This window comes from Pseudocitrobacter sp. 73 (assembly GCF_008369545.1).
GTDB classification, from domain to species: Bacteria; Pseudomonadota; Gammaproteobacteria; order Enterobacterales; family Enterobacteriaceae; genus Pseudocitrobacter; species Pseudocitrobacter vendiensis.
The window spans coordinates 304,636-330,085 of record NZ_VTZO01000006.1 but is presented as its reverse complement, the minus strand read 5'-3'; the positions used below and the strand labels follow the sequence as shown (position 1 = coordinate 330,085).

Below are 25,450 nucleotides of genomic sequence, written 5' to 3'. Positions count from 1 at the left end.
CGGCGGCGCGGCTCTGGGGCCGCTATCGCCGGATGTCAGTTTAAGGGGATGGAAAAATGATAAAAAAAGTCAGGGAGATAAAACTCCATAACTATGTCTGTTACGGCCTGGCGGATGTGATTGGCTCGGGAGCCTTTACGCTGGTCAGCGCCTGGTTGCTGTTCTTCTTAACCACCTTCTGCGGCCTGACGCCAATTGAGGCCGGGTCGCTGTTTGCGGTCGCGCGTATTGTCGATGTGATCATGTGCCCGCTAATGGGCTACATTTCCGATAACTTCCACAAAACCTGGCTGGGCCGCCGCTTTGGCCGTCGCCGCTTCTTCCTGCTGCTCAGCATTCCGCTGGTCTCGGTGTACAGCCTGCTGTGGGTTGAAGGCTTCAATTACTGGATGTATCTGCTGGTCTACATTCTGTTTGAAATCGTCTATTCGATGATTTTGATTCCGTACGATACCCTATCGGCGGAAATGACCTCCGATTTCACCAAACGGTCGAAACTGACCAGCGCGCGTATGTATATCGCGCAGTTTGCTGGATTTACCGCTGCGTTTCTGCCAGGGCGTCTGATTAACTATTTTGGTTCCGATTCGGCGGATTCCTTCTTCTACGCCGGGGCAATTTTCACGGTGTCGTTTATGGTCGTGCTGTTCTTTGTCTATTTCGGTACCTGGGAACGCTCACTCGAAGAGATTGAACAGAGCGAGCGCACCATCGAAGCCGCCGAGAAACTGCCGCTTTCCACGCGTATTTTCAATATCTACTACGACTTTGTTTCTACGTTAAAAATCAAAACATTCCGCTCTCACCTAGGCATGTATCTGGGCGGTTCCGTGGGGCAGGATATCTTTAACTCCGTCTTCACCTACTTCGTGGTGTTTGCGCTCTCTACCTCGTCGATTGTGGCTTCAAACTTGTTGAGTGCGATTAACGGCCTGCAATTCTTCGGTGTCGGCGTCGCCACCTGGCTGACCCTGCGCTACTCGCCGTCTCGCGCGTTTGCCACCCAGGCCAGCATGGCGTTGATTGCCTTTGCTTTGTTCACCTTTACCTACCTGAGCGGATCAACCAGCATGGCGCTGCTTTATCTGGCAGCAGGGATTGCGGGCCTGGCGCGCGGCGGTATCTACTCCATTCCGTGGAACAACTACACCTTCGTGGCGGATGTGGATGAAATTCTTACCTGTAATCGTCGTGAAGGGATTTTTGCCGGCTTTATGAGCCTGCTGCGTAAAGCTTCTCAGGCGCTGTCTATCTTCCTGGTGGGCGTAGCGTTGCAGATGTCCGGTTTTGTTACCGGTCAGGCGAGCCAGCCACAATCAGCTATCAACATGATCCTTGCCATTATGATTATTCTGCCGGTGATCCTCACCGCGTGGGGTATCTGGTCTGCCTTCCAGTTCAAAGTGAATGGTCGTACCCATGCGATTCTCAACGATGAAGTGGCGCGCCTGAAACAGGGGGGCAGTAAAGCGACAGTCACCGCCGAAACCAAAGAGGTTATTGAGTCGCTGACCGGCATGCCTTACGAGCAGTGCTGGGGAGATAACACCGTCGGCTGTGTAAACCGCAGCCTGATGAAAGCGAAAGAAAACGCGGTGCAGTTGAAGAACGCGTAATTATTGACCCGCCCGGCGCACTGTTCGCCGGGCTTACTTTTTGGCTGATATTTATGACTGAACATAGCGTGTACCTTCAACAAGGCATCTGGGCGCGAATTGGCCTTCCTCGCCAGCTGCTGTGGGGCTTTATTGGCGTCTTTTTGTTTATTACCGGCGCGACTATCGAGCAGAGCTGGCTCGCATCGCTGTTGCAACAGCGCGGCTTTGACGCACGCGACATCAGCATGATGTCGTCGGTCTTCGGCCTGTGCGTGGCGCTGGTTTCCTGGTTCTCCGGGATTGGCGCAGGCGTACTGGGGATTCGTCGCCTGATGTGGGCGGCGACGCTGGTCTATTTTATCGGCTCGGTGCCGTTTATCTTCTGGGCGCTGCCCAACGGTCACTATCCGTTGATGGTCGCCAGTTATGCGCTGCGCGGGGTGGCGTATCCACTTTTTGCCTACTCGTTTCTGGTGTGGATTAACCAGTGCTGTGAAACGCGCATTCTGGGACGGGCGGTTTCCTGGTTCTGGATTGCTTTTGGCGTGGGCATGACCATCGTCGCACCGTGGTTTTCGGGCTTTATGGTCCCGCACAGTGGGGAAACGGCTACCTTGTTGACTGGCTTCGTTTTTGTGCTGGCGGGCAGCGGATGCGCGCTGGTGCTTAACCGGGCACAGCCCGAGCGCGAGTCAGATAGTAAAATCTTACCGGCGCTGGGCGAAGGGCTGATGGTGCTGGCGCGCGAGCCGAAAATGCGCCTGGCAGTGCTGGTAAAAACCATCAACGATATCGGTAAATTTTCACTGGTCATTTTGATGCCGGTTTACCTGCCGCGCTTCGGTTTCAGCATTCAGGAGTGGCTGACTATCTGGGGGCTGGTCAATGTGCTGAATATCTTTGCCGGATACTTCTTCGGTTGGCTGGGCGATACCATTGGCTGGCGTAAAACCGTGGTCTTTTTCTCCGGCACGCTGTGCGGCGCAGCGTCGCTGGCGGTGTGTTACGCCCCTGTACTGTTCGGCAATAGCGGAGTGGCGTTGTTTGCTGCGCTGGCTATTTACGCCATCGGCCTGGGCGCATTCGGCCCGCTGAGCGCGCTGATCCCCGCGCTGCTGCCGGAAAACAAGGGTGCGGCGATCTCCTGCCTTAATTTAGGATCGGGCTTAAGCAACTTCGCCGGGCCGCTGATTGTCACGCTTTGCGTCGACCCGCTCGGCGTGGAAGGTACGCTGTGGGTGATTGCGATACTTTATTTCGCCGCCAGTGTGCTGGCGATTCCGTTAAAGGTGCCTCAGGAAAAATAAAGTCACTCACCTTGCTGACACAGTGCGCTTTGCCCTTGCCGGATGCGGCGTAAACGCCTTATCCGGCCTACAAAATATAAATCGCGTAGGCCTGATAAGCGTAGCGCATCAGGCAATCTTGTAGCTATTACCCGGCGCGTTTGATGAATTCCTAAAAATTCTCAGCGCGCTGGATTTTCATACAACGTTGCGCCTATATATCCGCATCAGGAACGACAGGATAAGGGCAGCTATGTTCAGACAAGGATGGTTATTCGCGGGGATGTGCTTACTGGCAACCTTGGCCAGCGCCGCAGAATACGAGTATCAGTTAAAGGATGGCGAAACCGTTTATCTTTATGACGGTGATGTGCGCTCTCATTTGCCCGACGTCAATTATGTTCGGCTAAGCCGTATTGCCGATTTATCCCGCCCGGAAAACAAAGCTCCTCTGGTAAAAATTAACCCGGATTACTGGTATTGCGAAGAGAGCTGCGAGCACGCCTATGTCAGCGATGGCCACTATGTATTGTGGGCCGGAAAGATACTCCGTAACGCGGAAAATACGCCACGGGTTGACGCGGCTACGTTTCAGGCCTTCGGTGAGTTTGCGGCGGATAGAAAGTCGCTCTATTTTAACGGCGAGCGCACTGACAACAATCTCGGCTATAAGCGTGTCGATATGGCGACGCTTGAAGCCACGGAGATTTACGGGCTACTAAAAGACAAAAATAATCTCTACTTTATGGGGCGCTGGCTCGCAGACGCAACGGGATTCGAAGTACTGGCGTGGCGCGACGATGCTGAACAGGGCTCTTTACTGTACGATCCGGCACGGCATCGCGACGTGAACGATTCTCTTGCCCGCACGGCAACCCAGGTTTTCGTTAATGGTATACCTATCAATACGGATGCGGACACTTTTCAGGTGGTGCGCTGGATGCCCGGTTCTCTGCTGATTTATCGCGATAAAAACGGCGAGCATGAATATACCATCGGCGATGAAGAGAAAAACTGCCGGGTATTTGATATTCGCTCGGATAGCGTGACCTGGCTTAAACGCCGCTCTACCGTTGGTACTCGCCATGACTGCGTGGTCGAGACGCTGGAGGGCGTCGACCCGGAATATTTTTATCGGCTGAATGAGCGCGTGGGAATTTATAAAGATCGTGTCTATCTGGTGAAATTTAGTTCACTGGAACCGGATGCGAAACTGAGCATTGTTAGCCCGAAAGAGTTTGCTGAGATTAAAAATGAGTATATTACTCCGGAGGAACGTTTTGATCTTCGTGTTTTTCTAAATGCAGATGGGCAGTTATTTCGTCAACCCCTTGGTGCGCGCGATGGCGAAGGGCTTTTACAACAATACATTCCAACATCAGGTCAATGGATACCACTGCGGAATATTACCAATGAAGAGATTGAGTTACTTATTAAAAGCTCTCGTTAACACCCGTAAAATCAGGATGATGTCATGTTAAGAAAGTGCCTTTACCTTACCTCACTGATGATGCTAATCCCAGGTGTGGCGCAGGCCTGTTCCGGTGTTTCATATTCAGCTTTCCTCTATCAAAAATCGGGTAATGGAACGAAATATGTCGTGGGAGAAAGTCGGGATGATTACAATATTCATTTCCCGGATATCCTCTTACCGCAGGTAACATTCAGTCAGTTGCGGCGGGTACCTGATGTAATTATTCATAGATTTGATTCACCTAAAAAGATTAATAACGATTTTATTATGGCCTCGGTCTATTCGCGTGAGCTGAAGCATGGCGGTTGGCGTTTTGACTGGCTAACTGATGGGCAGCATATTTTATGGGCGGGTAAAATTGTGCAAAACCCGCCGGATGCGCCGAAGGTGGATGCTGCCACGTTTCGTGCCTATGGTCGCTTTGCCGCAGACAAAGATAGCCTCTATTTTGATGGTGAGCGCACGGATGATAATCATGGTGAGAAACAGGTGGACTTTGCTTCACTTCAGTCCGTTGGCGGGATCCCTGAGGCTCAGGATGACGCCGATGTGCTGAAAGATAGTCATAATCTGTACTATCGAGGCCGCTGGATAAGCTCAGCCAAGGGTTACGTCATCCTGGGCGTAAAAAGCTGGGAGCAAAACGGGCCGATACGGCCCCGTACCACCTGCGATACGCGATATAACCCCGGCCCGTGGGATACGCTTTTCCGCACCCCAACGCAGGTTTTTCTTAACGGTAAAGCGCTGCCGACCGACCCTGATTCTTTCGCTATCGTGCGCTGGATGCCGGGTACGCTGCTTATCTATCGCGATAAAAACGGCACCCATCGTTATGCCTTCGGCAAAAATTGCCTCGATACCTTTGATATACAGAAAGATAAAGTGACCTGGATAACGCGCGACGCGTCAACCAGCGGCGACGACTGCCGTATTGAAACGTTAGAGGGCGTGGACCCTGAGCATTTTACACGCCTGAACGATAACGCGGCGCAATACAAGGATTCACTCTATCAATTTACGTATCGCTCTCCGCTGGATAAAACCCTGGTTGTGACCAAAATTATCGACCCCGAGCTGCAGCTGGAAAGGGGGTTAAATCAATATGGCCAACGTCTCTATTTCGTCGGACTCGATGATGTGCAGACTTTTGATACCGTGGGCGCACTGGTCTGGCTGAAAAAAACCGACGGAACACCTTCCGATACTTTCGCCCGTGATGATCGCTATCTCTATTTTATCTCCGACTCTATGGGAGAGATGGCGCGTATGGAAACGCGTGACCTGGATGCGGCCTACCTCAGTAAAGGTAATCATGATTTAGTCACCGTCGAAGGTAATTATGATTGGCTGAATAATCACTTTACGCCGGTCAGTGAGCTTGACGGGGAAGGCTTGAGCAGTGAGTAGCTGATCCACCGCGCGATAAAAAAGCCGCAATCCGTGAGATAAATGACCCGGTGCGGCTTTTCATATACGGCAAAGGAATTACAGATTATCAGTCATAAGCAACCCGGCGCTTACGGGCAAGGAGAGTTTCCAGTGCTCTTTCCAGTTCAGGAATGGACAGCTTAAGCGCATTAGCCACATCCGGCGCTGGTGCCTTGTTCTTGCCATCAATGTAGATATGGTTAACTACGTTAATCCCGCCGCCAGATGTTCCCCCTCTAGTGCCTCTGGCTGTAATTCCCGCTCCTTGTCCCGAATACCCTGCTCTCATAATCTCCGGTGGAGGAAGGCGGGGAACCTCCGGTATCATTTCCTCTGCCAGTCGCTGCCCTGCGAGTGCTGCAAGTGGGATAGTCCTCTGGAGACCGATAGCGGCACCCTGTGAGATATTCGACCCGAAGCCCATAAATACACGACTTGGGGAGTGAATCCCCAGCTTTTCCTTGAACCAGCCGCCGACGCTGTCACCCATTTCGGTGACGGTACTTTTGAGTGACTCCCACTTGTTTTTGATACCGTTCACCAGTCCATCAATCAGATGACCGCCAAACTCTGTAAACTGGCCGGGAAGGTCGATGTTAAACCACTTCATGACCCCCGCAAACGCCTTGTAGAACAGCCCCAGTGGCGACCAGTTCAGGATTAGCTTACTCACGCCGAGAACGCCGCCATTAAAGGCAGTTTTCACTTCCTCCCATCGCTGCGAGAACCATCGGCTTATCGCGCCCCAGTTGCGGTAAATCAGGTACGCGCCCCCGGCGATGATGGTTATCGCAATGCCTATGGGGTTCATTAACAGCGCCCGACCAAACCAGAGAAACGCTTTTGCGACGACCATTACACCCCTGAACAGACCTCCCGCCAGCGCTTTACCCAGCATTCCGGCTCCCTTCGCCACGGTACTGAATCCGGTAGCCAGCCAGCGCAGCTTGCCGCCGTCGCTCAGGGCGGTTTTGAGCAACAGCCAGTTAGTGCGCAGCAGTACGGCGTTTTTCCACAACCCGGCGAACGGTGATACCAGCAGATTCAGGCCGAGTTTCAGCCCGACAGTGGCGATTTTCAGCCCCAGCAGTACGCCCACGGTTTTTGCCACACCCTGAACAATGCCGGGATGTTGCGCTATCCATTGCCCGGTGGAATGAATCAGCGGAATCAGTTGCTGCGTCATTGACACGAACGAGGGAGACAGTTGACTGCCAAGGGTAATGGACAGTTCGCGGGTGCTGACCATCAGTGCTTTGGTCGCCTCCAGCGGCGATTTCAGTCGCTCCGTGTAGGAGGAGGCCAGCAGGTCTTTATCTGCCGCCTTAAGTGCGCCAGCCCTGATTTCGCGGTATTTGTCCATGTTGGCGAGCATCGGACGGACAAACGCCATGACCTGCATATCAGCGAACATCTCACCCAGACCGAAATTCTTTGCCAGTTCCTGTAACGCAAGGTCGCGGGAGTTATCGTCCTTGATTTTCATTGCTTTCTTGAAGCCTGCCAGCGCTTCCGGGCTTTTGGCCTCCAGATACCTGCCCATGACGCTTATCATGCCCTCAATGGGCGAGACGCCAGCAGATTTATAAGCCATCAGTGACCCCTGAAGGTCAATCCCGATATCGGCAAACTGTTTCTGCGTGTCGCGGGCAAAAATCTTGGTGAGGAAGTTACGGAAGTTGTTACCAGCCTCGTCAGATGACCCGGCACCAATTCGGGCAATCTGTAAACTCGCTCCGATTTCCGCCATCGCCTCTTTACCTTCGGCAATACCGCGCATCATCGGGGCAAGAGATGGCATCCATTTCACCTGGTCAGGTATTTCAAAAGACCCCTGGTCGCCTGCAAAGGCCATGATGTTCTGTACTTTGGCAAACTCCTTAGCGCTACCATCCATTGAGTTTTTCCAGACGGCGGCAACCTTCGCCCATTCCGTCCCTGTGGTACGGGTGGCAGTGGCGGCACGGGCTATATTGGGCATGAAGCTGCCAATTTCGGACACGCTGTCGATATTGTCACTGATAAGAGAGCCGACAGCCTCCTGTAAGTCGCTCTGGTACTGGTTGTACTTGAGCGACCAGTCACGGATTTGCTGCCCCAGACTGGCGCGGGTTTTATCGTCATATTTCGCCGTGATTGACATATCAATCATCTTGTCGTCGAACGAGGCTGACTGCTGAATCGCCGGGGAAACGAGGCTGTAAGCGGCTTTGGCCTGCGCCCACGTCTCAACCCCCTGACCATAAAGCGCCATCCGGTTGGCTCTCAGGGCATCGGTTGTGGCAGACGCTGCCGACAGGCGGGACTGCTGGCGGTTTAGTTGTTCCAGCGTTCTGCCGACCCGTTGCAGGTCATTGTTCAGGCGCGAAGCCACGCCAGAACCCACCTGACCGTAACGCTGCATGGCGCGTGACAGGCTGCTTTGCTGCTCCGCCAGTCGGCGTGACGTGTCGCCGAGAGAATCCAGCGCCCGCCGTGTGCCGCTGACGGCGGAACGGAAGCTACTCCCGACAATACCGCCAATCATCACACCAACAGAAAAATTATTGTTCATGGTTCACTCCGGTTGAGTGGTTCGGTGGGCGTCATTCAGTCAGGGACAGGCCGCTGATTCCGGTAATCCCGGCAATTTCTTCGCTGACGGCTGCCAGTTCACTTTCAAGCCCGGTGCGTTCGCTGACCAGTGCCGCCACGGTCTTACGGCGCTCTGCCAGTGAGGGAAGTTTGTCATTACCCCATGCCACGCTTTTATCCTTCTCAAGTGCTTCGGTCAGTCGGTTGGCGACCACATCCGGGAAGAAAAAGCAGAGCTTGCGCATAACCGCCATCCCGGTATCAGCCGGGGAGATGTTTCCACCCAGCCCCACCAGACGGAACAGGCCGGAAATATCGCCGTTCTCACTCTCAAGATTACCCCAGCGTTCGGCGTTTCCTTCACTGCCGGAACCGTTGCAAAGAGCATGCTTGAATGACCGGTATTCTTCCTGCCCGAATCGCTCAATATATTCAGGAATAAAGGAACAGTAATCATTAAGTGATAACGGCATATCCTGTAATGCGGTTATTTCGCCATTAATATCACCAATGCGACGAGAGAGCTTTTCTTTCCGCTCATTCAGGGAGGCAAGGTTATTTTTAACGGCGTTCAGTGCTTCAATGAGGGAAATAACAGGTTTCATTTTAATAACTCCAGATAAAAGGTGTGGTGAGGGTGAGCGCTTCGGAATAGGAGACGTTGCAGGCTTCGCTCACATCCTTTATTAAAAGGTGCTGCGCTGCCCTCTGGCTGTCGGCTATGCCGTCGAACTCTGAAAAATAAACGTGTGATTCATTGTGACCAAAACAGACCGGATAACAGCTTTCCATAAACTCCACCTGCTCCAGTCCCTTAATAGCTGGCGGCTGTGAGCCGAGAAAACCGATATGACGGAGATACCAGGCTCCGGTTCCTGCCGGGTTGCTGGTCTCGCCGGGTTTATAGAATGACGCTGACACTTTCCTGTAACGTCCTGAGCGAACCAGCCCCAGCAAGGTATCATCGGGCTTGACCAGCGCGAATAGCCTGCCGTTTTTACTTATCAGCCCAGTGGTTTCACCATAAGCAGGGCTGTTACTGGCCGGATGCCCCAGACACAGAGGCGCACCGTAACCCGTGCGATGATAACCGTTATAGGCCGCTGCCATGTTGTCAATATCCTCGTCGGAAAAGCTGATTTCCTGTCCCGCCATCGCGGTATGCGTTCCCGCCCGGAATATCTCGATAGTTTTCCAGTTGCCTACGTTGAGATTTGTCATTTACCTGTACTCAGTTGTGATGTGTAAACAGTGTTGTGTCGCCCAGTGTCAGGCGGCACTGTATTTCAGGCTGTTTCTGTATTCACGGCGTTTTTGGGCGATAATGTTGTAAATCCATTGCAGGGAATATCCGTATTTTTTCGCAATTTCAGCGATGGGAATACCTTCATTAAAGTCTGCGAAAACCAGATCATACTTTTCTTCATTGAGGTCTTTTGTTCCTTTTGGGAAATACATATTAAGCCCGCCATACACATCTGACAGGTAAGCCATGATGTCTACAGCAATAGATTCAGACTGGCCCTTATCGACGCCGTACATGGTAAGACGGCAGGCAATGTGCGTTGCCATATCACTAAGCACTTCGGCAGACTGACGCATTTTTCTTTTGTTCGTCATGATTATCACCCGTTGCAATGTCAGTAATTCACTCAGGAAAGGCTTTATAAAGCTTTACAGCGTGCGACTGGCGGTAAAGGCTAACCTTGACCGCAGCAAACCAGCCTGACGGCTTAGAAAGCGTTACAGCACCTTGTTAAAGTCAGTTAATAATATCGGGTGTGGGCGGGGATGTTTTTTAATGTACTTTAGATATGAAGAAGCCCCTCAGAGGAGGGGCTTTGCGGGATTACGCCAGATTATTGAGGCCGTCTGTCTTTCCTCAATCCATCAAGTAGCGCCATTGCATCAGTAACCAGTATGCCAGCAGCATCCGTAACCATAGAAACATCAGAGGATGCACATGATTTATCCGTACCTAATGTTGACGCAAAATCAAGTAGCTTACGAACTGCATCAAGTCTGTAGGTGGCAGAGTCGTAAATTAACTCCTGATTAGCATCAGTCTTTAAAAACATAATATCATCAGAGGCACCTTGCGAAAATGACGGCATCGCACGGAAAGTATTTTGAGTTTCAGCCTGTTTCATTGTGCAGCCCTCCGGCTAATAGCGAATTTATTATAAACTTCATAACTGGCAGCATTCAGTCCGGGGTTGTATTTATCAGCCAGAGCACAGGCAATCATATGTTCAATAAATTTTGTTATTGCGTTAAGTTCGGTTTCGTCTGAATAACGCAATGCCACTTTGAGTAACTCGCGGCAATATTGCTTTTTATTTCCTTCGATTTGGCCTGATTGTTTTATTCCTGCCTTTTTATCTAACTCGTCCTCAACAGGCAAAGATGGGATATCCTCTTTATTGGTTAGCGTTCTTTCGCAAATAATATCCTCACCAGATTGAATTACGCGCTGCAACTCTCTGGCGCTCATGCGAAGAATATCATCAAGCGTGTGGTCGTTATATGCCCCACCACTGGCAAGGAGATCCAGTGTCACTTCATCCAGCCGGGCAAGCAGGTTTAACTTCGTTTTGCCGATATCTGTTTTGGCGATTGCGGCTCGTGGTGTGTCACCGCCGAACACATGAGCGATACGCATCGCTTTACGTGCATCGGGCAAGTTTATGCGCCATCTGTGAAGAAAGTTCGTAAACTCACCATGTTGCAGTTCCTCTTTACAGGCAAATATTTTCTTTCCCAAAGAAACCAAACCTTCGGCCTCCGATGTCGTTTTAGCGTGAGAACTGTGAATCACGCCACTGACCACCGCAGATAAAACACTTTCTTGGTTTGTTCCAAATGAATCGTTAGACTTATCATTAGCCATGACTGTTATCCTACGCATAACGGTTTACTGGTTAGGCCATAGCAAGTGCTCGCAACATTTGTTATGGCCGTTTCTCTAGACCTTTCCCTGTGTTAAGGTATAGACCTAATAAGCAAACACTAAGCTATAGGTCTATACATGTCAACTATCTTGCGAGATAAAAGCCCTAAAGGGGCAGGTAAAGCCCCGATGTTCAATGTCAGGATTTCACCAGAACTGAAAGAACAGTTTGAATCACAAGCAAAAAAAGAAGGTGTTAGCTTAGGGAATTGGCTCAAAGAGCTTGGGAGAGCAGAGCTTAAGCGCAACGGAATTGACCCAAAGGCTTAAATTTAGTTACTAAAAAACAATAAGTTAATGTATTTTTGATAAATATTTATCACTTGTATTCGACATCATAGCGATAAATATTTATCATTCACAGCACATCGGCACATGATAAAATGTTATCACTTTGAGGCTAGTTTATGCGTATACATGTTACCCTTAATGGCAAAAAAACAACCATATCGATAGATGACTTGCTCTTCGACTATCTTGGTGCATGGTTGGTTGAACAAAGACCCAAACTGCACTCAAAACCTAAAGAGCAGTATGACCAAGCTAAGTCTCAGATTCGTAAATATGTGCAAGATAACGCAGAAAAACTCCCATCTAAGAACCTTAGCCAGCACATACAAAATGCCATTTTAGAAATAATTATGCCGAAAGAATTAAATGAAATTCTAGAGAAAAGAGGGCCAAGATACGAAAAGAAAAAGCTTGATGTGACCACCATTTTCCCTGATTGGGAAAATTATCTGAGAAAGTAATTAAATCAATGGATTGTATACCGCTCAGCGCTGAGCGGTTCTGTGGCTCTAGATCTGCCAACGTTGGCAGATTTGCCAATACCGCATTTGATTGATGGTATCGAATCACAAATGTCCCAGCGCTGGGAATCATCCCCAAAGGCGCAGACGTCTGCGCCTTTGAGAAGCACGGAACTAAAATCCGCTTCACTGGATGGTATGAGGCTTTCAGATGCTTACTGAGGCTTAAATAAGCTAATGAAGTTTGCATCATCTGTTCCAAGTTAGTACACTTATCCCTGTTAGTGGATGCGTGACGCGCTCTGGTTGAGGCTCATTACCTTGAACAGAGATTCATCACCTTAAGCACCCAAAGAAAAAAGCCTGACCTCACCAGTCGGGCTTTTTTTTGTCCGTTATTTACTCCAGTCCTTTGAATACACTGCTGATGCCTTTATAATCACAGCGTTAGTGGGTGTCCCGTTCTGACATAACGCAGGCATGTGAAACGTGTTCAAGCCCTGGCTGGATTACGGGTGGTGCCGCTCCAGTGCCTCAACCAGAGCGCGTCACGCATCCACTAACAATGCAACACCGTTAACCAGGCAGTGGAAGGGCTTTAATGGTGATGCCGCGCTCCTGTAGTGGAGCAAACGGATGAAGGGATTTCTTCAAATCGCTGTCATCGCTCTTAAGGCAATTGTCGCCTTTATTGAGCTGATTCTGGCCTGCTTACCGTAAGCAGTCAGGAAACGTAAGTAAGGCCACCGGCTCACCCCCGGTGGCCTTTAACATTTCTGATTATTTGAGACTCGCCCGGCTAACTTTTTTTCGGTTCGGCGCGAGTTCCAAATATTGAAACGTTTTTACAGAAAACCCTCCCATGAAATCCCTCGTGTTCCCCTAACGTCCCATAATTATCTCACAGATACCCTGTATTTATCTCACGTCTAATCAAGTAGCCGTTTCTGAATCTTTCGGTAAAGATGATTTTTATCAACTATGCTTTTTCCTTAATTCTCTGAAAACAACAGTAAAAGAATGAGGAAAGTATCATGTCTCACGTCAAGCTCTGGGCAGGTTCACTGGCATTTCTGGCAGCCGTGAGCCTGCCGCTTCAGGCGGCGTCTCCGGTAAAAGTCGGCTCGAAAATTGATACCGAAGGGGCGCTGCTCGGTAACATCATTTTGCAGGTGCTGGAAAGCCACGACGTTAAAACGGTCAACAAAGTGCAGCTTGGCACCACGCCGGTTGTGCGCGGCGCGATCACTTCCGGCGAGCTGGATATCTACCCGGAATATACCGGCAATGGCGCCTTCTTCTTTAAAGATGAAAACGATGCGGCATGGAAAAATGCCGGGCAGGGCTACGAGAAAGTCAAAAAGCTCGACGCTGAGAAAAATCATCTTATCTGGCTGACGCCTGCGCCTGCCAACAATACCTGGACCATTGCCGTGCGTCAGGATCTCGCGGATAAAAACAAACTCACCTCACTGGATGACCTCAGCCGCTATCTGAAAACGGGCGGAAGCTTTAAGCTTGCGGCGTCCGCTGAGTTTATCGAGCGCCCGGATGCGCTTCCGGCCTTTGAGAAAGCCTACGCGTTTAAACTTAACCAGCCACAGTTGTTGTCACTGGCGGGCGGCGATACGGCGGTAACGATTAAAGCCGCGGCCCAACAAACCTCCGGCGTGAATGCGGCGATGGCCTACGGCACCGATGGCCCGGTCGCTGCGCTGGGATTAGTTACCCTGAGCGATCCGAAAGGTGTGCAGCCGATTTATGCGCCAGCACCGGTGGTGCGCGAAGCGGTGCTGAAGGAATATCCGCAGCTGGAAAACTGGTTGAAACCGGTATTCGACAGCCTGGATGAGAAAACCCTTCAGCAGCTTAATGCCCGCATTGCGGTAGAAGGCGTCGATGCTAAAAAAGTGGCGGCGGACTACCTGAAAGAGAAGGGGCTGGTGAAATAACATTCCAGGGCGTCTGTGATGACGCCCTGAACGTTTACCCGCCTGTGGTAAGGTTTGCCTGATAGCGGCGATAGTTGCCGTCATCGGTAATCACATCATAAACCAGACGACTTCCTGAATGGAGGGAAGCAGGCCGGCTTATCTGTTCTTCGCCGTGAGGCGCAATCATCATACTGGTCGGTTTCTGCTGGCCTGGAAGATGAAGCGATAAGCTCATAAACCAGGGGGAAGGGTTCGCCACCCGCAACGTCTCTGGGCTCACGCTAAAGCGCAGCCCGCGTTCATCTTTTTCCTCTGGCGGCTGCAAGCCCGCCGGGCGAACGAATATCTTCATGCGCAATCGTAGCGGCAAAATCACTTTTTGCCCTTCGCGGCCGCTTGCCACGTTATCGGGGGCAATCTGGTATATGTTGAGCCAGAAAAGTGTTTCCCTGTCCTCAGCCAGTCCCTGGCGAGAGGCGAGCATCAGTTTTAAAGACCGAAGCTCGCCCGGGAGCATCTTAAAGACCGGAGGAATGATCACCACCGGCGTAGGGTTCACATCCGGCGTGCTGGCAGGATTGCCATCGTCCGCCCATACCTGAATCACCATCGGTATCGCCCCATCATTAGACAGGTTCAACGAGCGGGCGACATCGCCAGCGCCAAATACGAGCCGTGTGCGATCAACGTTAACTGCGGCGCTCACCTGAGCCGAAAATACCAGCATTAACGCCACCTTACTGAAAACTGACCACCACCTGTAATTGCGCATTGACTGTTCCTGCGGTCACTGTTTGACCGCTAATGGCTTCAAGAGAGGCAGTGAAATCGCCCGTATAAGTTGTCACGGTGTCCGAGGAAACCAGCGTGGTCAGATCTTTATAGGCATACCAGCCCCGCGTATTTCCTGTGCCCATACTGGATTGATCCGGCAACAGATTCAGCGGCGCGCCGTTGCTGTTATAAATCTTAATACCCACGCCTGAAGCGACCCCTTTACTGCCGTACTGCGTATCCAGTAGCCATGTCAGGCCACCGCCGGAGGTCACCAGCTTCAGCGTTCGCGCGGCAGCCACCGCGGCGGGCTGATTGACCAGAAAGCCCATGGCTACGTTGGCGGCGCTGGCAGTTGAGGCGCTGGTACTTGATATCGCGCCGGATTCACACTGCAGGCTAACGCTGAACGGCGCCTGACTGACGTTTCCGGCCTGCAACTCGGCGACGCTTATCGTCGGTAACGGCACGCGCGCGGGATAATCACTGACCTGGCAAATCGCCCCGCGAATATAGGTGACGCTGCCGTAGCTGCCCCATGCGCCCGGCCAACCGGTATACCATCCTGAATAGTTGGAGAGACTATCCGCGCCGTCGGCCAGTGCAGGGGAGATGCCTGGCCCTTTAAAGGCGATATAACCCCGTGGTTGGGTATACGTATCGACGTAGCGCTTTGAGCCTTCGTAACCGTAGGTGGTTGAGGTGATTTTAAACATCTCATAAAGCACGTTACTGAACGCGCTGGCCGGGATGTATATATAGGTTCCGTCGTTGTACCAGTCGCTGGCGGTAAATTTGCGCGATTTCCAGTATCGGCTGTAATACTCACCGGTAGTCAGGTTGGTCATGCGAACAGCAACGTTCTTCACGAAGTCATAGTAAGCGCCGCTCACTTCAGAGGTGGTATAGGCCCCCGCATAAGTTGAGTCGCCGTTGGTAGCATAAAACTCATACAGACTGTCGGCATCCGCAACGGCGCAGCGGAACAGAATCTGATTGGCGGTATAGGGCTTATTGGTGGCGGCGGTCAGGAAACTCCCCACACCGCTACCCAGCAGTGTGCCAGAAGGCTGAAAGTTGGTGCCGCTATTCAGGCTAATGACTGCCGGAAGGCCCACGTTGCCGCTACAGGTATCGCACGCCCCTATCCAGTCAGCGGCCGTATAGCCAGCACTTTTGGCGGCTGCGGAAAGCGAACTCGCAGTGGTCACACGGTAGCAGGTGGCCCAAAGCGACGAACTGAAGAGAATACCAACGAGGATGCTCAGAATTTGAAGCCAGGCGCGCATGATGTTATTCCTTCTCGCAGCGTTGATTTAAGGTAATGATTTGCTTGTCGTCATCGGGGGGAAGTTGATATGTCACGTGGCACCGCTGATGAGCATTCTCGCCCCAACGCACCAGCAGCGAACCCGAAGCCACCGGAATTCGTGCGTAAATTTGCCCGCCCTGGCCTACCATGCCTATCAATGTGCCTTCGCCATCAAGTACGTCGGCCCCCATCGGCGGCAGAACGCCGTTGCCTGTATTGAGGTTTATCAACACCGCTTTTCCTTTCAGAGTATTGAAATTCACCCGCGCGATAGCACCGGAATAGGGCACTACGCGCTGGCTACCGCCGGTAAGCTCGGCATCCGCAGTCATTTGCTGTGTATCGAGGCTCACGTTATTAACACGATACGGTGCCAGTGAAGGCAGAATGGCGTAGCCGAAGCTGTCGACCACTGCGCCCTGGCCGTTCTGTACGCGGGCACCCTGCGCGCCATCCGCATGGATAAGCGCAAAAGTATCGCTGGTGTACGGCCCGAGTGTCACGCCGCCAGGATGCAGAACGATCGTACCCGAGGCACCCAGCCCGGTCTGACGGTAGTTATTTCCCTGGTCATAATTGGCCCGCAGCGCACCGATGCGGGTATTTTCCTGAACACCGGCACCGAACGTTGCGGAACTGTCGGTGCTGCCATCGCGATAGCGCTCATATCCGCCATACATGGACCAGGAGAAATCACCCCCTTCTCCTGCGGAGCCGGTCATCGAGACGGTGGAAGAGCGGCTTTGGCGCGTCTGGTTATAGTTCATGGCGACAGACGAACGGCTTTGCCCCCAATCGAGCGGGATGGAAACAGTCATCGAGACGGTGGTTTCGGTATACTTTTGACGGCTGCTGTCATCGTCGGGATCGTTTACGCTGCTATAAAAACGCCCGTAGTCCCATGATGTGCGCTGGCGCGCAACGTTGAAGCCGTAGCTGATACGCTGCCATTGATTACTGTAGCCAAGCTGCAACTGCGTAATGCGCGACTGATTATTGTAATAATCCGCTGTGCTGGCGCTCATGTTCAGCGTGCCAAAACCCCATAAGGGCTGGCTTACTGTCGCTGACAGTCGGTTGCGCTGATGCAACGTATCTGAGTAGTAATCTTCACCACTTTTGTTTTCCCGGCGAACGCCCAGCACATCCTGGAGATCGCGAAACCCGCTGGTGGAATAGCGGTATGCCGCCAGCACCAGATTCGTGCCGGACGAAAACGTTTTACTGTAGCTCAACTCGCTACGCCAGCCTTGCTGACGGTCGCCATTTTCAACCTGCGCATTTGACCACGTAGCGTTCATGCCAAATGCGCCGAGGTCGGTTGCCCACACGCCACCAGCCAGCCATGCCTGATACTCTTTAGCGATACGCGCCCCGGCGTTGAGCGTAAAGTTGTTATTGATGCCGTGTTGCAGCGTGCCTTCAAGAAAGTTGTTATTAACGCTGTAATACTGACGCACGCGTCCCATCGAGAGGGAATAGTGCCAGTTTCCGGGGCGGACCGAGTCGGGCACGGCAGAGTAGGGCACCGTGAAGGTCGATGTTTTACCGTTGGCTTCAACGACTTCAACCTGCAGATCCCCCTGGTTTCGGGTGTTATAGAGATCGTTAATGACAAACGCACCAGGCGGAACGTTTGTTTCATAGATAGTTTTGCCCAACTGGCTGACGATGACTCGCGCGCTGCTCCCTGCAACTCCCCGTACTTCTGGCGCATAGCCACGTTTGCCCTGTGGCCACATTCTTTCGTCGGTGGCAATCTTGATACCATTAAATGACAGACTGCCGAAGAGGCTGCTGTCGGTATAGCTATCGCCAAGTGTCATGATGCTTTCAAGCTGCTCAATCGGGCGTTGAACCCAGGTACGCACGCTGTTATAGCGATAAGCGCTGCCGGTTTGGTTATTATCGACATAGCGCAAATTGCCCTGATGGCGTAATTGCCACAGGCCCAGGTTGGTACCCGCGTTAACCCCGCTCCACAAATATTGATAGCGGTAGTGACTGTCGGTATTTTCATTAACCGTATAGCTGGTGTTGTGGCGTAAAAATATCGCTGTTGCGCCACTATCCCACTCTTCTGGCGAGATATAGCCGCGCGGATTGCGCACCAGTTCGGTCATGGGAATGGCGAGCTGTAACCGTAGAGTGGACGACTCGAACTGCCAGCTACCGTCTGGCACCCAGACGGTAAAGGGTTTGCAGGTTGTGGGCTCGTCGTCTTCCGACACGGTCTTAAGCTGTGCGCTTTTCATCAATGAAGCCGTCAGACAGGGTTCCGGTGCACTGTCGGTACCTTTATCTTCAAAGGTCACTTTGACCCCTGTTTTCACCAGCGTGTTGTTCACATAAACATCTGCCAGGTAGTTCCCTGGGGAAATATGCTGCTGGTTAAACTGGCCGATATTTTGACCGTATGCCGACCCCTGAAACAGGGCCGGATCAAAATAGTAATCATCAGCTTGTGCTGCTCCTGCAACAATCAAGGCAATCAGCGAGGTAAGCCGCTTTAAGGGAAAATCAGGGGTACGTGACATCGTAGTGCTCACTGATCCTGGCGCCCTGATCATTAATCGCCGTAAGGATGACGTTGCCCCGACCCGGCAACGGTGCGCTTTTACCGTTCAGCCAAAAGGTTTCACTGGAGAAGGGCGAAACCATATCCACGTTAACCGGAATTTTGCTGCCGCCTGCTTCGACGGTCATATTGGAGAGTGATGCAAACCAGGATGATGTATTTTTTACCTGAATTCCTACGCCTTTATGACCATCGCGTACGGCCGAAACTTGCAGGCTTTTGGTGATATCTCCCGGCGCGGAGAGACCTTCCGGGCGATAAAACAGCTTCACCCGGGTACGTAGCATGATCAGCATTTTGTTTTGCTTTTGATCGCCCGCAACGTTACTCGGAGGAACCTGTAAGAAGTTGAACCAGAAAACGGATTCTCTGTCCTTCGGCAGGGGTTTCGCGCCGTTGTAGACAATGCGCACAATTTGTCCTGCTTTCGCCTGAATGCGGAAAACCGGAGGCGTCGATAAAAAGGGAACCGCATGGCTATTCTGCGGGTTAGCATCGACATTACCTTCATCAAACCACGTCTGTACAACGTAGGGGTAGGTGTCATTGTTTTTCAGTTGAACGTCTACGGAGGAAGCCTTCGCATTGTAAATAATGCGACTACCTAACATGGTGACGCTGGCGTGTGCAGTAGCAATACCGATCACGCTAATGGCTAATAGCCACAGCAAATTGCGATGAAAGACGCGCATTGAAGTCATGGATTCCTTCCGTCAAAAAAAAGGCACAGCACGGGCTGCGCCCTGAAAAGAAAGTTATTGATAAGAGACGGCGTATTGCATGGTCGATTCAACGGTACCTGCGGTCGCTTTACCGCTTGCGTAGTACTGCGCGGTATAGGTTGCAGACGCCTCTTTCTCACCCGCCGCTAGCGTGAGGTCTCCGGTGCCAGTGAATCCGTTGGTCAGGTTAATTTCGGTGCCTTTGGTGTCCAGAATTTGGACTTCAACATTGGCGGCGGTGCCGGTATTGCCCAGATTACCGTTAGTGGTCACCTGATTTCCGACGAACACGGTGGAAATTTTGGTGGCGTTTGTGGTGTCGCCGGTGCAACCGGTAAGGCCAATATCAAAGGTCACCGGGCCTGCGGTATCACCGCTCGCGGCCAGATCGCTGCTGCTCACTGTGGGCAGCAGGACAACGGGCGTCGCCTGGTTACCGTTAATGGCCACGGAACAGGTTTCGTCCGTAACTTCGCCCTGGAAAGTGATGGTGTTATCTGAAAGAGCCATTGCGTTGGCGGATACCAGCAGAGAGCCTGACAGCATAGCTAAGTAACATTTTTTCAACATGATGCGTTTCCTGTTAATCCTGAGTAGACCTGATTGCTTGTTCCATGGCTTCTGCGGGTAGCTTTAAACGCGGGTAAACGAGGTGTTGCAAACCAGCAGTAACATGTACGCAAAGGTTAAGATATTTCCTATGCTGTGTAATCATTAACTATTAACAGGTAAGTATTAAGATTAATATTCTGTTAATAATGCGTATTTGTACGTGCGCATGGTTTTTTACGCTGAAAATGTCAGGCGTCATGTTGTTGGTTAGTAAAGGTGACTTAGGTAAAATCGGCAGTGATAACGACCTGTTTGGGGAGAGATCGCCTTTCTACTCTCGATTTAAAAGTGGAGAATTTGATCTGAGACAAAAAAGGGCAGCCAGGTGTACTGCCCTTAGGGGAAATTAATGGCTGGGCGAAGGTTTTGGTTCGTTCAGACTCCAGCATACTTCCGCTTTATTCTCACGAAGCGAGCCGCACAACATCATATACAGGCGGGAAAGATCGTTACTGTATACTCGGAAAGTATTACTCTTAATGACCAATACATACTGGTCGCTACGACATTGCGGGTTTAACGATTGTGCATAACTCAGAATGCCCTTTTTTAAACTCTCTGTATTGGTGTTATTCGGCAAAGGGACGGAGACCATAACATCACAGTTTCCCGCTTCGCCGATGTAAATTTCCCGACGGTCTTCCGGACGATGCTGATACCAGACAGCGAGCGTTATACAAAGCGCAAGTATTGCGCAGAAAAGCGTAATGATGGACAGGATTTGGATTTTCCCCGGCGAGAGGGGCGTTTTTGCCGCGACAGGCGGTACTGCCGGAGAGCCATTGTTTTTACTCATTGAAATATCATTGAAAATTTCAATGGGAGTATTCTTCTCAGGTTCGGGAAGCAGTTCAACCATGACCTGTTGATGGAACATAAAGCCCATCTTAGGCACAGTCGTGATGACCTCATCTTCCAGACCAAGGTTACGGAGTATTCGACGTAGTTTACTGATGCAATGATTAAGGTTGTTATTACTGGAAACCATCCCAAAGTCATCCCAGACTTTTTTAAATATTATCTCGCGGTTAATTACTTCCCCTTGATGGCATGTGAGTAATAGTAATAATCGCTTAGTTGGATTAGATATTTGGACCGCGTCTTCGGGAGTCTCTGCAAGAAATAATGTTCCAGAATCTGCATCAAAGATAACTTGTTTGTTAAATAAAAATCTCATAATCAGAACTCATTAAAGGTTTTCTCTTAATGCAAAGAAGAATCATCTCCTTCTGGTAGTAAAACAGTGAAAAGTCTGGCTGTTTATTTTAAATTGTAAAGTGTCTGGTTGGTATCTTAAGTTTCGGTAAGTTCGTTAGATAGACAAAAATATCATATCTGCAACATTTGTTGGCGAAATTTACTGTTTGCATGAAAAAATTAACATTTTTGTGTGGAAAAAAAAGAAAACTTAATGGTATTGGTTATGTAAATAAGATTTTTCTATAAATATTAAGAGTTTAATTTTTTAGTTTTGTAAATTATTAAACCGCAGGGTCAGGTGGATTTGCCATATTTTTTCTACTACGCCCTGGAGAGATTAAACAAAATGACCAGGCTAAATCTGGTAATGCGTATAAACTGAAAACTCATCATACGCGGAGTATCGGGAGGCAAGTTTGAAGTCAAAGGGAGAACATCTGTATCATTGGGAGCGACTGCTGCCCAAAAAGGCGTTGCCTGGCACCCACAAAAGGATATGACCTCTTCAATGACATCACCTTTTTGCCACAACCGCGTTCAGTTTCTGCTTGTTGTGCTGATAACAGTGGCTGTTCTGCTACCTTTCGTTAACTACGCACCTAACCGTCTTGTTTCAGGGGAATCCCTTGCGCTGTGGCAGACTGACGGGTTTCGACCACTATGGTTGTTTGCTTTCCCCCTGCTGCTGTTTGTCCTGAGTTTTATCCCTGGGCGAGGGGCAGTTATCTCAAGCTTTGTGTTGGGGCAGGCGCTATTCACTCTGCTGGTATGGGCCGCTGGAGAAGCGGCAAGCTCTCTTGCGTCAACGGGAAGTTCCCTTGCGCGAACTTCACCCGGAAGCGGGCTCTGGCTTTGGATGTTGCTGACGTTACTTATTTGTAGTGACACATTACGCCGGTTAACACTCAGCACGCTCTGGCGCTGGATTCTGCAAATACAGATTTGGCTACTGCCGATAGTGCTACTGTGGATGGGGCAGCTTGACCACCTCTCTTTGTTAAAAGAGTATGCCAATCGCCAGGATGTATTTAATAATGCGTTTTCGCAGCATCTGGTACTGTTATTCGGCACACTGCTGCCCGGCCTGCTGATTGGCATTCCTTTAGGGCTGTGGTGCTGGCGTCACCCGGCGCGCCAGACCAAAGTCTTTGCCATCCTGAATATCATTCAAACCATTCCCTCTGTGGCCCTGTTTGGTCTGCTTATTGCGCCGCTGGCCGGTCTCGCGCAACAGTTTCCGTGGCTTGCGCGTCTTGGCGTTGCGGGAACCGGGCTGACGCCTGCATTAATTGCACTGGTGCTCTACGCGCTGCTGCCGCTGGTTCGCGGCGTGGTAGCGGGTATGCAGCAGGTGCCAGAGGATGTGCTGGAAAGCGCTCGGGCAATGGGCATGGGGCGTGGGCAGCGTTTCTGGCAGGTGCAGTTTCCACTGGCATTGCCGGTTTTATTACGCAGCCTGCGGGTGGTCGCGGTGCAAACGGTCGGCATGGCGGTGGTGGCAGCGTTGATCGGCGCGGGCGGTTTCGGCGCGCTGGTCTTTCAGGGGCTGCTCAGTAGTGCGCTGGATCTCGTGTTACTGGGCGTTATCCCGGTGGTGGCATTAGCGGTTATTACCGATGCGCTGTTTAGTTTGTGCATCGCGTTAGTGAAAGGAGAGCAGGGTGATTGAGTTTCAGCAGGTCAGTAAATATTTTGGCGACCGGGCAGCGGTAAAAGATCTCACTCTGCATGTCAAAGAGGGCGCCTTCACCGTGCTGATTGGTACGTCCGGCTCCGGGAAATCGACCACCCTGAAGATGATTAATCGCCTGGAAGCCCACGATAGCGGCACCATCCGTTTCGCCGGTGAAGATATTCGCCAGCAGCCGCTGCTGGCGCTGCGGCGGCGAATGGGCTATGCCATCCAGTCTATCGGCCTGTTTCCTCACTGGACGGTGGCGCAGAACATCGCCACTGTGCCGCAGCTGTTGAAGTGGCCGAAAGCGCGTACTCAGGCGCGTATTGATGAGCTGATGGCGTTGCTGGGGCTTGAATCCGGGCTACGCGATCGCTATCCACATCAGCTTTCCGGGGGGCAGCAGCAACGCGTCGGCGTAGCACGCGCGCTGGCGGCAGATCCGGAAGTGTTGCTGATGGATGAACCCTTCGGCGCGCTGGACCCGGTGACGCGTGGCGCTCTCCAGCAGGAGATGCGTCGCATCCACCAGTTACTGGGGCGCACGATTGTACTGGTGACCCACGATATCGATGAAGCCCTGCGCCTGGCGGACCATCTGATTTTGATGGATAACGGCGAAGTCGTACAGCAGGGTACGCCGCTGGAGATGCTCACGCAGCCAGCCAATGCGTTTGTACGAACCTTCTTTGGCCAAAGCGAGCTGGGCGTACGTCTGCTTTCGCTGCGTCAGGTCGGGGATTATCAGCGTCGCGGCGAACGGGTGCCGGGTGAAGCTTTGCGGATATCCATGTCGCTGCGAGAAGCGTTATCACAGTTTGTGGCACAGCGGCGTCTGGTGCTTCCTGTGATGGATGAAAACGATGAGATTTGCGGTGCGCTGCACTTCGCAGATCTGCTGCGCGAGGAGGGCGACGGTGAGATTTCTGCGTGACCCTTTGCTCTGGCTGGTGCTGTTTTTCCTTGCGCTCTTACTCGGTTTGCCGCACAGCGAGCCCTTTTTTCATGCGCTATTCCCGGAACAGTCACGCCCCCTCTATCAGCAGGAAAGCTTCGCCTCGTTGACGTTGGCGCACTTCTGGCTGGTGGGCGTCTCAAGCCTGGTAGCGATTGTGTTGGGCACCGGCGCAGGCATTGCGGTGACGCGTGACGCGGGCAAAGAGTTTCGCCCGCTGGTCGAGACCATTGCCGCAATGGGGCAAACATTCCCGCCCGTTGCGGTACTGGCGATTGCCGTTCCAGTGATGGGTTTTGGCCAGCAGCCAGCGATTATCGCATTAATTCTCTACGGGGTTTTACCGATTCTTCAGGGCACGCTTGCCGGGCTGGCATCCGTTCCCACCGGGGTAAGCAGCGTAGCGCAAGGGATGGGGATGAGCAGTATTCAGCGGCTGCTGAAAGTTGAACTCCCGTTGGCCGCGCCGGTGATGCTGGCGGGTATTCGCACGTCGGTCATTATTAACATCGGCACGGCAACAATCGCCTCGACCGTCGGCGCTAACACGTTGGGTACGCCGATTATCATTGGGCTAAGCGGTTTTAACACCGCCTATGTATTGCAGGGTGCGGTACTGGTGGCGCTGGCGGCAGTCATCGTTGACCGCGCGTTTGAACGTCTGAGCCGCAGGCTTAGCCGATACCGCCGCGAACAATAAATGAGTAGCCGGCGAGCATCACGCCGCCAATTCCGCTGACGGCCATGAACAGAAATAGCGCCACGACGGCAAGTTTAGCTGGCTTCATAGTGTGCTCCTTATGTTAATTAAAGGATTATACTGCGAAGCATGCTTGTTAATGAACCATTAATTTGTACATAAACGAATCGCGTAGCCCTGTTCCTGCCAGCGCTGAATCTGCAAGGTCTGCTGCGGCGCGGAAACGGCGCCGCACCACACCAGCAGCGTCTGTTCCGGAAAAAGGCCCGGTTGCAGCTGCGGCAGAGAATGCGCCAGCACGTCAACCCGCCAACCCTGTTCGCAGGCGACCCACCCCTCAAGCCATAATGGCGTAATATCGTTAACGTTCCAGCCGACCACCAATGCATCCTGCCCTGGTTTTTTACGCGATGCGGCCAGTATGAGCGCAATAGTATTGATCAGCACGCCATCGAGAATACCCAGCATGGCGCAGAACGTCGATTGCGAACCGGCCAGACGCTGGCGCAATGGGGTGATGAGTTGATTCACCAGCGTGCGTGCCGGATAGTGACGCGTGCTCTCTTTCAGCCACTGGCGTAACCGATCGATGCGTCCGCTTTGCAGATAGCGCAGCACTTCCTCCTGGCGCTCCCGCCAGTCCTGTTGCTGCTCCTTACTGCCATCAATCAACAGCTTTTTGACTTTACTGACCTGCACGCCCGTATCCACCCAGCGTTTAATTTCGCGGATGCGTTCAATATCGGACTCGGTGAACAAACGGTGCCCGCCGTCGGTACGCTGGGGCTTAAGCAGATCATAGCGACGCTGCCACGCGCGGAGCGTCACCGGGTTGATGTCACACAGCTGCGCCACCTCGCCAATCGTATACCACGCCATGATAACTCCCTGGATGAATATATCCTTTTAACTGTAGGTCGGGT

At 51.9% G+C, this 25,450-nt stretch carries 24 protein-coding genes; 10 read left to right on the top strand and 14 right to left on the bottom strand.

Annotated features, from left to right (window positions below):
* Nucleotides 1-56: 56 nt before the first annotated feature.
* The 4 genes from F0Q32_RS06570 to F0Q32_RS06555 all read left to right on the top strand — a co-directional run bounded on the left by F0Q32_RS06570 (nucleotide 57) and on the right by F0Q32_RS06555 (nucleotide 5,768).
* A complete protein-coding gene (locus F0Q32_RS06570; protein WP_149462447.1) occupies nucleotides 57-1,616 on the top strand; it encodes an MFS transporter in 1,560 nt (519 codons plus the stop codon).
* Nucleotides 1,617-1,669: 53 nt separating this feature from the next.
* A complete protein-coding gene (locus F0Q32_RS06565; RefSeq protein ID WP_149462446.1) occupies nucleotides 1,670-2,905 on the top strand; it encodes an MFS transporter in 1,236 nt (411 codons plus the stop codon).
* 232 nt (nucleotides 2,906-3,137) lie between these two features.
* Complete coding sequence (locus tag F0Q32_RS06560; RefSeq protein ID WP_149462445.1) at nucleotides 3,138-4,334, top strand: DKNYY domain-containing protein; 1,197 nt, start codon at nucleotides 3,138-3,140, stop codon at nucleotides 4,332-4,334.
* 24 nt (nucleotides 4,335-4,358) lie between these two features.
* Entirely contained in the window at nucleotides 4,359-5,768 is a 1,410-nt protein-coding gene (locus tag F0Q32_RS06555; protein WP_149462444.1) for a hypothetical protein, read from the top strand.
* A gap of 88 nt (nucleotides 5,769-5,856) precedes the next feature.
* Here F0Q32_RS06555 and F0Q32_RS06550 read toward each other — a convergent pair whose 3' ends face one another.
* From F0Q32_RS06550 to F0Q32_RS06525, 6 genes are all read right to left on the bottom strand, one after another.
* The gene (locus tag F0Q32_RS06550; protein WP_149462443.1) at nucleotides 5,857-8,343 is read right to left on the bottom strand and encodes a phage tail tape measure protein; all 2,487 of its coding nucleotides are present in this window, start codon (nucleotides 8,341-8,343) and stop codon (nucleotides 5,857-5,859) included.
* Between the two features lie 31 nt (nucleotides 8,344-8,374).
* Nucleotides 8,375-8,968 carry a hypothetical protein gene (locus F0Q32_RS06545; protein ID WP_149462442.1) on the bottom strand — a complete coding sequence of 198 codons (594 nt, stop codon included), beginning with the start codon at nucleotides 8,966-8,968 and terminating at the stop codon, nucleotides 8,375-8,377.
* A gap of 1 nt (nucleotide 8,969) precedes the next feature.
* The gene (locus tag F0Q32_RS06540; protein ID WP_149462441.1) at nucleotides 8,970-9,584 is read right to left on the bottom strand and encodes a hypothetical protein; all 615 of its coding nucleotides are present in this window, start codon (nucleotides 9,582-9,584) and stop codon (nucleotides 8,970-8,972) included.
* Nucleotides 9,585-9,632: 48 nt separating this feature from the next.
* Nucleotides 9,633-9,983, bottom strand: a complete 351-nt coding sequence (locus F0Q32_RS06535; RefSeq protein WP_149462440.1) for a Mor transcription activator family protein — start codon at nucleotides 9,981-9,983, stop codon at nucleotides 9,633-9,635.
* A 239-nt stretch (nucleotides 9,984-10,222) separates the two neighbouring features.
* Nucleotides 10,223-10,513, bottom strand: a complete 291-nt coding sequence (locus F0Q32_RS06530) for a hypothetical protein (RefSeq protein WP_054622810.1) — start codon at nucleotides 10,511-10,513, stop codon at nucleotides 10,223-10,225.
* Nucleotides 10,510-11,253: a hypothetical protein gene (locus F0Q32_RS06525; RefSeq protein ID WP_255475161.1), complete on the bottom strand. Its 744-nt coding sequence runs from the start codon at nucleotides 11,251-11,253 to the stop codon at nucleotides 10,510-10,512. Before F0Q32_RS06525 ends, F0Q32_RS06530 begins: the two co-directional genes overlap by 4 nt.
* 138 nt (nucleotides 11,254-11,391) lie before the next feature.
* Here F0Q32_RS06525 and F0Q32_RS06520 point away from each other — a divergent pair, with 138 nt between their 5' ends.
* From F0Q32_RS06520 to F0Q32_RS06510, 3 genes are all read left to right on the top strand, one after another.
* Nucleotides 11,392-11,583, top strand: a complete 192-nt coding sequence (locus F0Q32_RS06520; RefSeq protein ID WP_054622808.1) for a toxin-antitoxin system HicB family antitoxin — start codon at nucleotides 11,392-11,394, stop codon at nucleotides 11,581-11,583.
* 137 nt (nucleotides 11,584-11,720) lie between these two features.
* A complete protein-coding gene (locus F0Q32_RS06515) occupies nucleotides 11,721-12,065 on the top strand; it encodes a hypothetical protein (protein WP_097340018.1) in 345 nt (114 codons plus the stop codon).
* 1,034 nt (nucleotides 12,066-13,099) lie between these two features.
* Nucleotides 13,100-14,017, top strand: a complete 918-nt coding sequence (locus tag F0Q32_RS06510) for an ABC transporter substrate-binding protein (protein WP_149462439.1) — start codon at nucleotides 13,100-13,102, stop codon at nucleotides 14,015-14,017.
* A gap of 34 nt (nucleotides 14,018-14,051) precedes the next feature.
* Here F0Q32_RS06510 and F0Q32_RS06505 read toward each other — a convergent pair whose 3' ends face one another.
* From F0Q32_RS06505 to F0Q32_RS06480, 6 genes are all read right to left on the bottom strand, one after another.
* A complete protein-coding gene (locus F0Q32_RS06505) occupies nucleotides 14,052-14,771 on the bottom strand; it encodes a fimbrial assembly chaperone (RefSeq protein ID WP_149462438.1) in 720 nt (239 codons plus the stop codon).
* Nucleotides 14,737-16,062 (bottom strand): fimbrial usher protein StbD, encoded by a 1,326-nt coding sequence (gene stbD, locus F0Q32_RS06500; RefSeq protein WP_149462437.1) that lies wholly within the window; start codon nucleotides 16,060-16,062, stop codon nucleotides 14,737-14,739. Before stbD ends, F0Q32_RS06505 begins: the two co-directional genes overlap by 35 nt.
* A gap of 4 nt (nucleotides 16,063-16,066) precedes the next feature.
* Entirely contained in the window at nucleotides 16,067-18,622 is a 2,556-nt protein-coding gene (locus F0Q32_RS06495; protein ID WP_149462436.1) for a fimbrial outer membrane usher protein, read from the bottom strand.
* Nucleotides 18,606-19,364 (bottom strand): fimbria/pilus periplasmic chaperone, encoded by a 759-nt coding sequence (locus F0Q32_RS06490; protein ID WP_149462435.1) that lies wholly within the window; start codon nucleotides 19,362-19,364, stop codon nucleotides 18,606-18,608. Before F0Q32_RS06490 ends, F0Q32_RS06495 begins: the two co-directional genes overlap by 17 nt.
* Before the next feature lie 54 nt (nucleotides 19,365-19,418).
* Nucleotides 19,419-19,955 carry a fimbrial protein gene (locus F0Q32_RS06485; protein ID WP_149462434.1) on the bottom strand — a complete coding sequence of 179 codons (537 nt, stop codon included), beginning with the start codon at nucleotides 19,953-19,955 and terminating at the stop codon, nucleotides 19,419-19,421.
* A gap of 388 nt (nucleotides 19,956-20,343) precedes the next feature.
* Nucleotides 20,344-21,174, bottom strand: a complete 831-nt coding sequence (locus F0Q32_RS06480; RefSeq protein WP_149462433.1) for a winged helix-turn-helix domain-containing protein — start codon at nucleotides 21,172-21,174, stop codon at nucleotides 20,344-20,346.
* 531 nt (nucleotides 21,175-21,705) lie between these two features.
* On the opposite strand from F0Q32_RS06480, the gene F0Q32_RS06475 reads away from it, so the two are divergent.
* Genes F0Q32_RS06475 through F0Q32_RS06465 form a run of 3 tightly spaced genes read left to right on the top strand, consistent with a single transcriptional unit; the run spans nucleotide 21,706 to nucleotide 24,527 of the window.
* Nucleotides 21,706-22,866: an ABC transporter permease gene (locus F0Q32_RS06475; protein ID WP_149462432.1), complete on the top strand. Its 1,161-nt coding sequence runs from the start codon at nucleotides 21,706-21,708 to the stop codon at nucleotides 22,864-22,866.
* Complete coding sequence (locus F0Q32_RS06470; protein WP_149462431.1) at nucleotides 22,859-23,806, top strand: ABC transporter ATP-binding protein; 948 nt, start codon at nucleotides 22,859-22,861, stop codon at nucleotides 23,804-23,806. Before F0Q32_RS06475 ends, F0Q32_RS06470 begins: the two co-directional genes overlap by 8 nt.
* Nucleotides 23,790-24,527 carry an ABC transporter permease gene (locus F0Q32_RS06465; RefSeq protein ID WP_149462430.1) on the top strand — a complete coding sequence of 246 codons (738 nt, stop codon included), beginning with the start codon at nucleotides 23,790-23,792 and terminating at the stop codon, nucleotides 24,525-24,527. The genes F0Q32_RS06470 and F0Q32_RS06465 overlap by 17 nt, the downstream gene beginning before the upstream one ends.
* On the opposite strand, the gene F0Q32_RS06460 is transcribed toward F0Q32_RS06465, so the two are convergent.
* Nucleotides 24,502-24,615: a protein YohO gene (locus F0Q32_RS06460; RefSeq protein WP_015963773.1), complete on the bottom strand. Its 114-nt coding sequence runs from the start codon at nucleotides 24,613-24,615 to the stop codon at nucleotides 24,502-24,504. The two genes, F0Q32_RS06465 and F0Q32_RS06460, sit on opposite strands and share 26 nt — an antisense overlap.
* Nucleotides 24,616-24,674: 59 nt before the next feature.
* On the bottom strand, nucleotides 24,675-25,406 hold the full coding sequence (locus F0Q32_RS06455) for a MerR family transcriptional regulator (RefSeq protein ID WP_149462429.1): 732 nt from the start codon (nucleotides 25,404-25,406) through the stop codon (nucleotides 24,675-24,677).
* Nucleotides 25,407-25,450 lie beyond the last annotated feature (44 nt).

What these genes read in the sequence shown, in the direction of transcription:
- F0Q32_RS06570 (WP_149462447.1), top strand. Translation starts at nt 57, where the DNA reads ATGATAAAAAAAGTCAGGGAGATAAAACTCCATAACTATGTCTGTTAC.
- F0Q32_RS06565 (WP_149462446.1), top strand. Translation starts at nt 1,670, where the DNA reads ATGACTGAACATAGCGTGTACCTTCAACAAGGCATCTGGGCGCGAATT.
- F0Q32_RS06560 (WP_149462445.1), top strand. Translation starts at nt 3,138, where the DNA reads ATGTTCAGACAAGGATGGTTATTCGCGGGGATGTGCTTACTGGCAACC.
- F0Q32_RS06555 (WP_149462444.1), top strand. Translation starts at nt 4,359, where the DNA reads ATGTTAAGAAAGTGCCTTTACCTTACCTCACTGATGATGCTAATCCCA.
- F0Q32_RS06550 (WP_149462443.1), bottom strand. Translation starts at nt 8,343, where the DNA reads ATGAACAATAATTTTTCTGTTGGTGTGATGATTGGCGGTATTGTCGGG.
- F0Q32_RS06545 (WP_149462442.1), bottom strand. Translation starts at nt 8,968, where the DNA reads ATGAAACCTGTTATTTCCCTCATTGAAGCACTGAACGCCGTTAAAAAT.
- F0Q32_RS06540 (WP_149462441.1), bottom strand. Translation starts at nt 9,584, where the DNA reads ATGACAAATCTCAACGTAGGCAACTGGAAAACTATCGAGATATTCCGG.
- F0Q32_RS06535 (WP_149462440.1), bottom strand. Translation starts at nt 9,983, where the DNA reads ATGACGAACAAAAGAAAAATGCGTCAGTCTGCCGAAGTGCTTAGTGAT.
- F0Q32_RS06530 (WP_054622810.1), bottom strand. Translation starts at nt 10,513, where the DNA reads ATGAAACAGGCTGAAACTCAAAATACTTTCCGTGCGATGCCGTCATTT.
- F0Q32_RS06525 (WP_255475161.1), bottom strand. Translation starts at nt 11,253, where the DNA reads ATGGCTAATGATAAGTCTAACGATTCATTTGGAACAAACCAAGAAAGT.
- F0Q32_RS06520 (WP_054622808.1), top strand. Translation starts at nt 11,392, where the DNA reads ATGTCAACTATCTTGCGAGATAAAAGCCCTAAAGGGGCAGGTAAAGCC.
- F0Q32_RS06515 (WP_097340018.1), top strand. Translation starts at nt 11,721, where the DNA reads ATGCGTATACATGTTACCCTTAATGGCAAAAAAACAACCATATCGATA.
- F0Q32_RS06510 (WP_149462439.1), top strand. Translation starts at nt 13,100, where the DNA reads ATGTCTCACGTCAAGCTCTGGGCAGGTTCACTGGCATTTCTGGCAGCC.
- F0Q32_RS06505 (WP_149462438.1), bottom strand. Translation starts at nt 14,771, where the DNA reads ATGCGCAATTACAGGTGGTGGTCAGTTTTCAGTAAGGTGGCGTTAATG.
- stbD (WP_149462437.1), bottom strand. Translation starts at nt 16,062, where the DNA reads ATGCGCGCCTGGCTTCAAATTCTGAGCATCCTCGTTGGTATTCTCTTC.
- F0Q32_RS06495 (WP_149462436.1), bottom strand. Translation starts at nt 18,622, where the DNA reads ATGTCACGTACCCCTGATTTTCCCTTAAAGCGGCTTACCTCGCTGATT.
- F0Q32_RS06490 (WP_149462435.1), bottom strand. Translation starts at nt 19,364, where the DNA reads ATGACTTCAATGCGCGTCTTTCATCGCAATTTGCTGTGGCTATTAGCC.
- F0Q32_RS06485 (WP_149462434.1), bottom strand. Translation starts at nt 19,955, where the DNA reads ATGTTGAAAAAATGTTACTTAGCTATGCTGTCAGGCTCTCTGCTGGTA.
- F0Q32_RS06480 (WP_149462433.1), bottom strand. Translation starts at nt 21,174, where the DNA reads ATGAGATTTTTATTTAACAAACAAGTTATCTTTGATGCAGATTCTGGA.
- F0Q32_RS06475 (WP_149462432.1), top strand. Translation starts at nt 21,706, where the DNA reads ATGACATCACCTTTTTGCCACAACCGCGTTCAGTTTCTGCTTGTTGTG.
- F0Q32_RS06460 (WP_015963773.1), bottom strand. Translation starts at nt 24,615, where the DNA reads ATGAAGCCAGCTAAACTTGCCGTCGTGGCGCTATTTCTGTTCATGGCC.
- F0Q32_RS06455 (WP_149462429.1), bottom strand. Translation starts at nt 25,406, where the DNA reads ATGGCGTGGTATACGATTGGCGAGGTGGCGCAGCTGTGTGACATCAAC.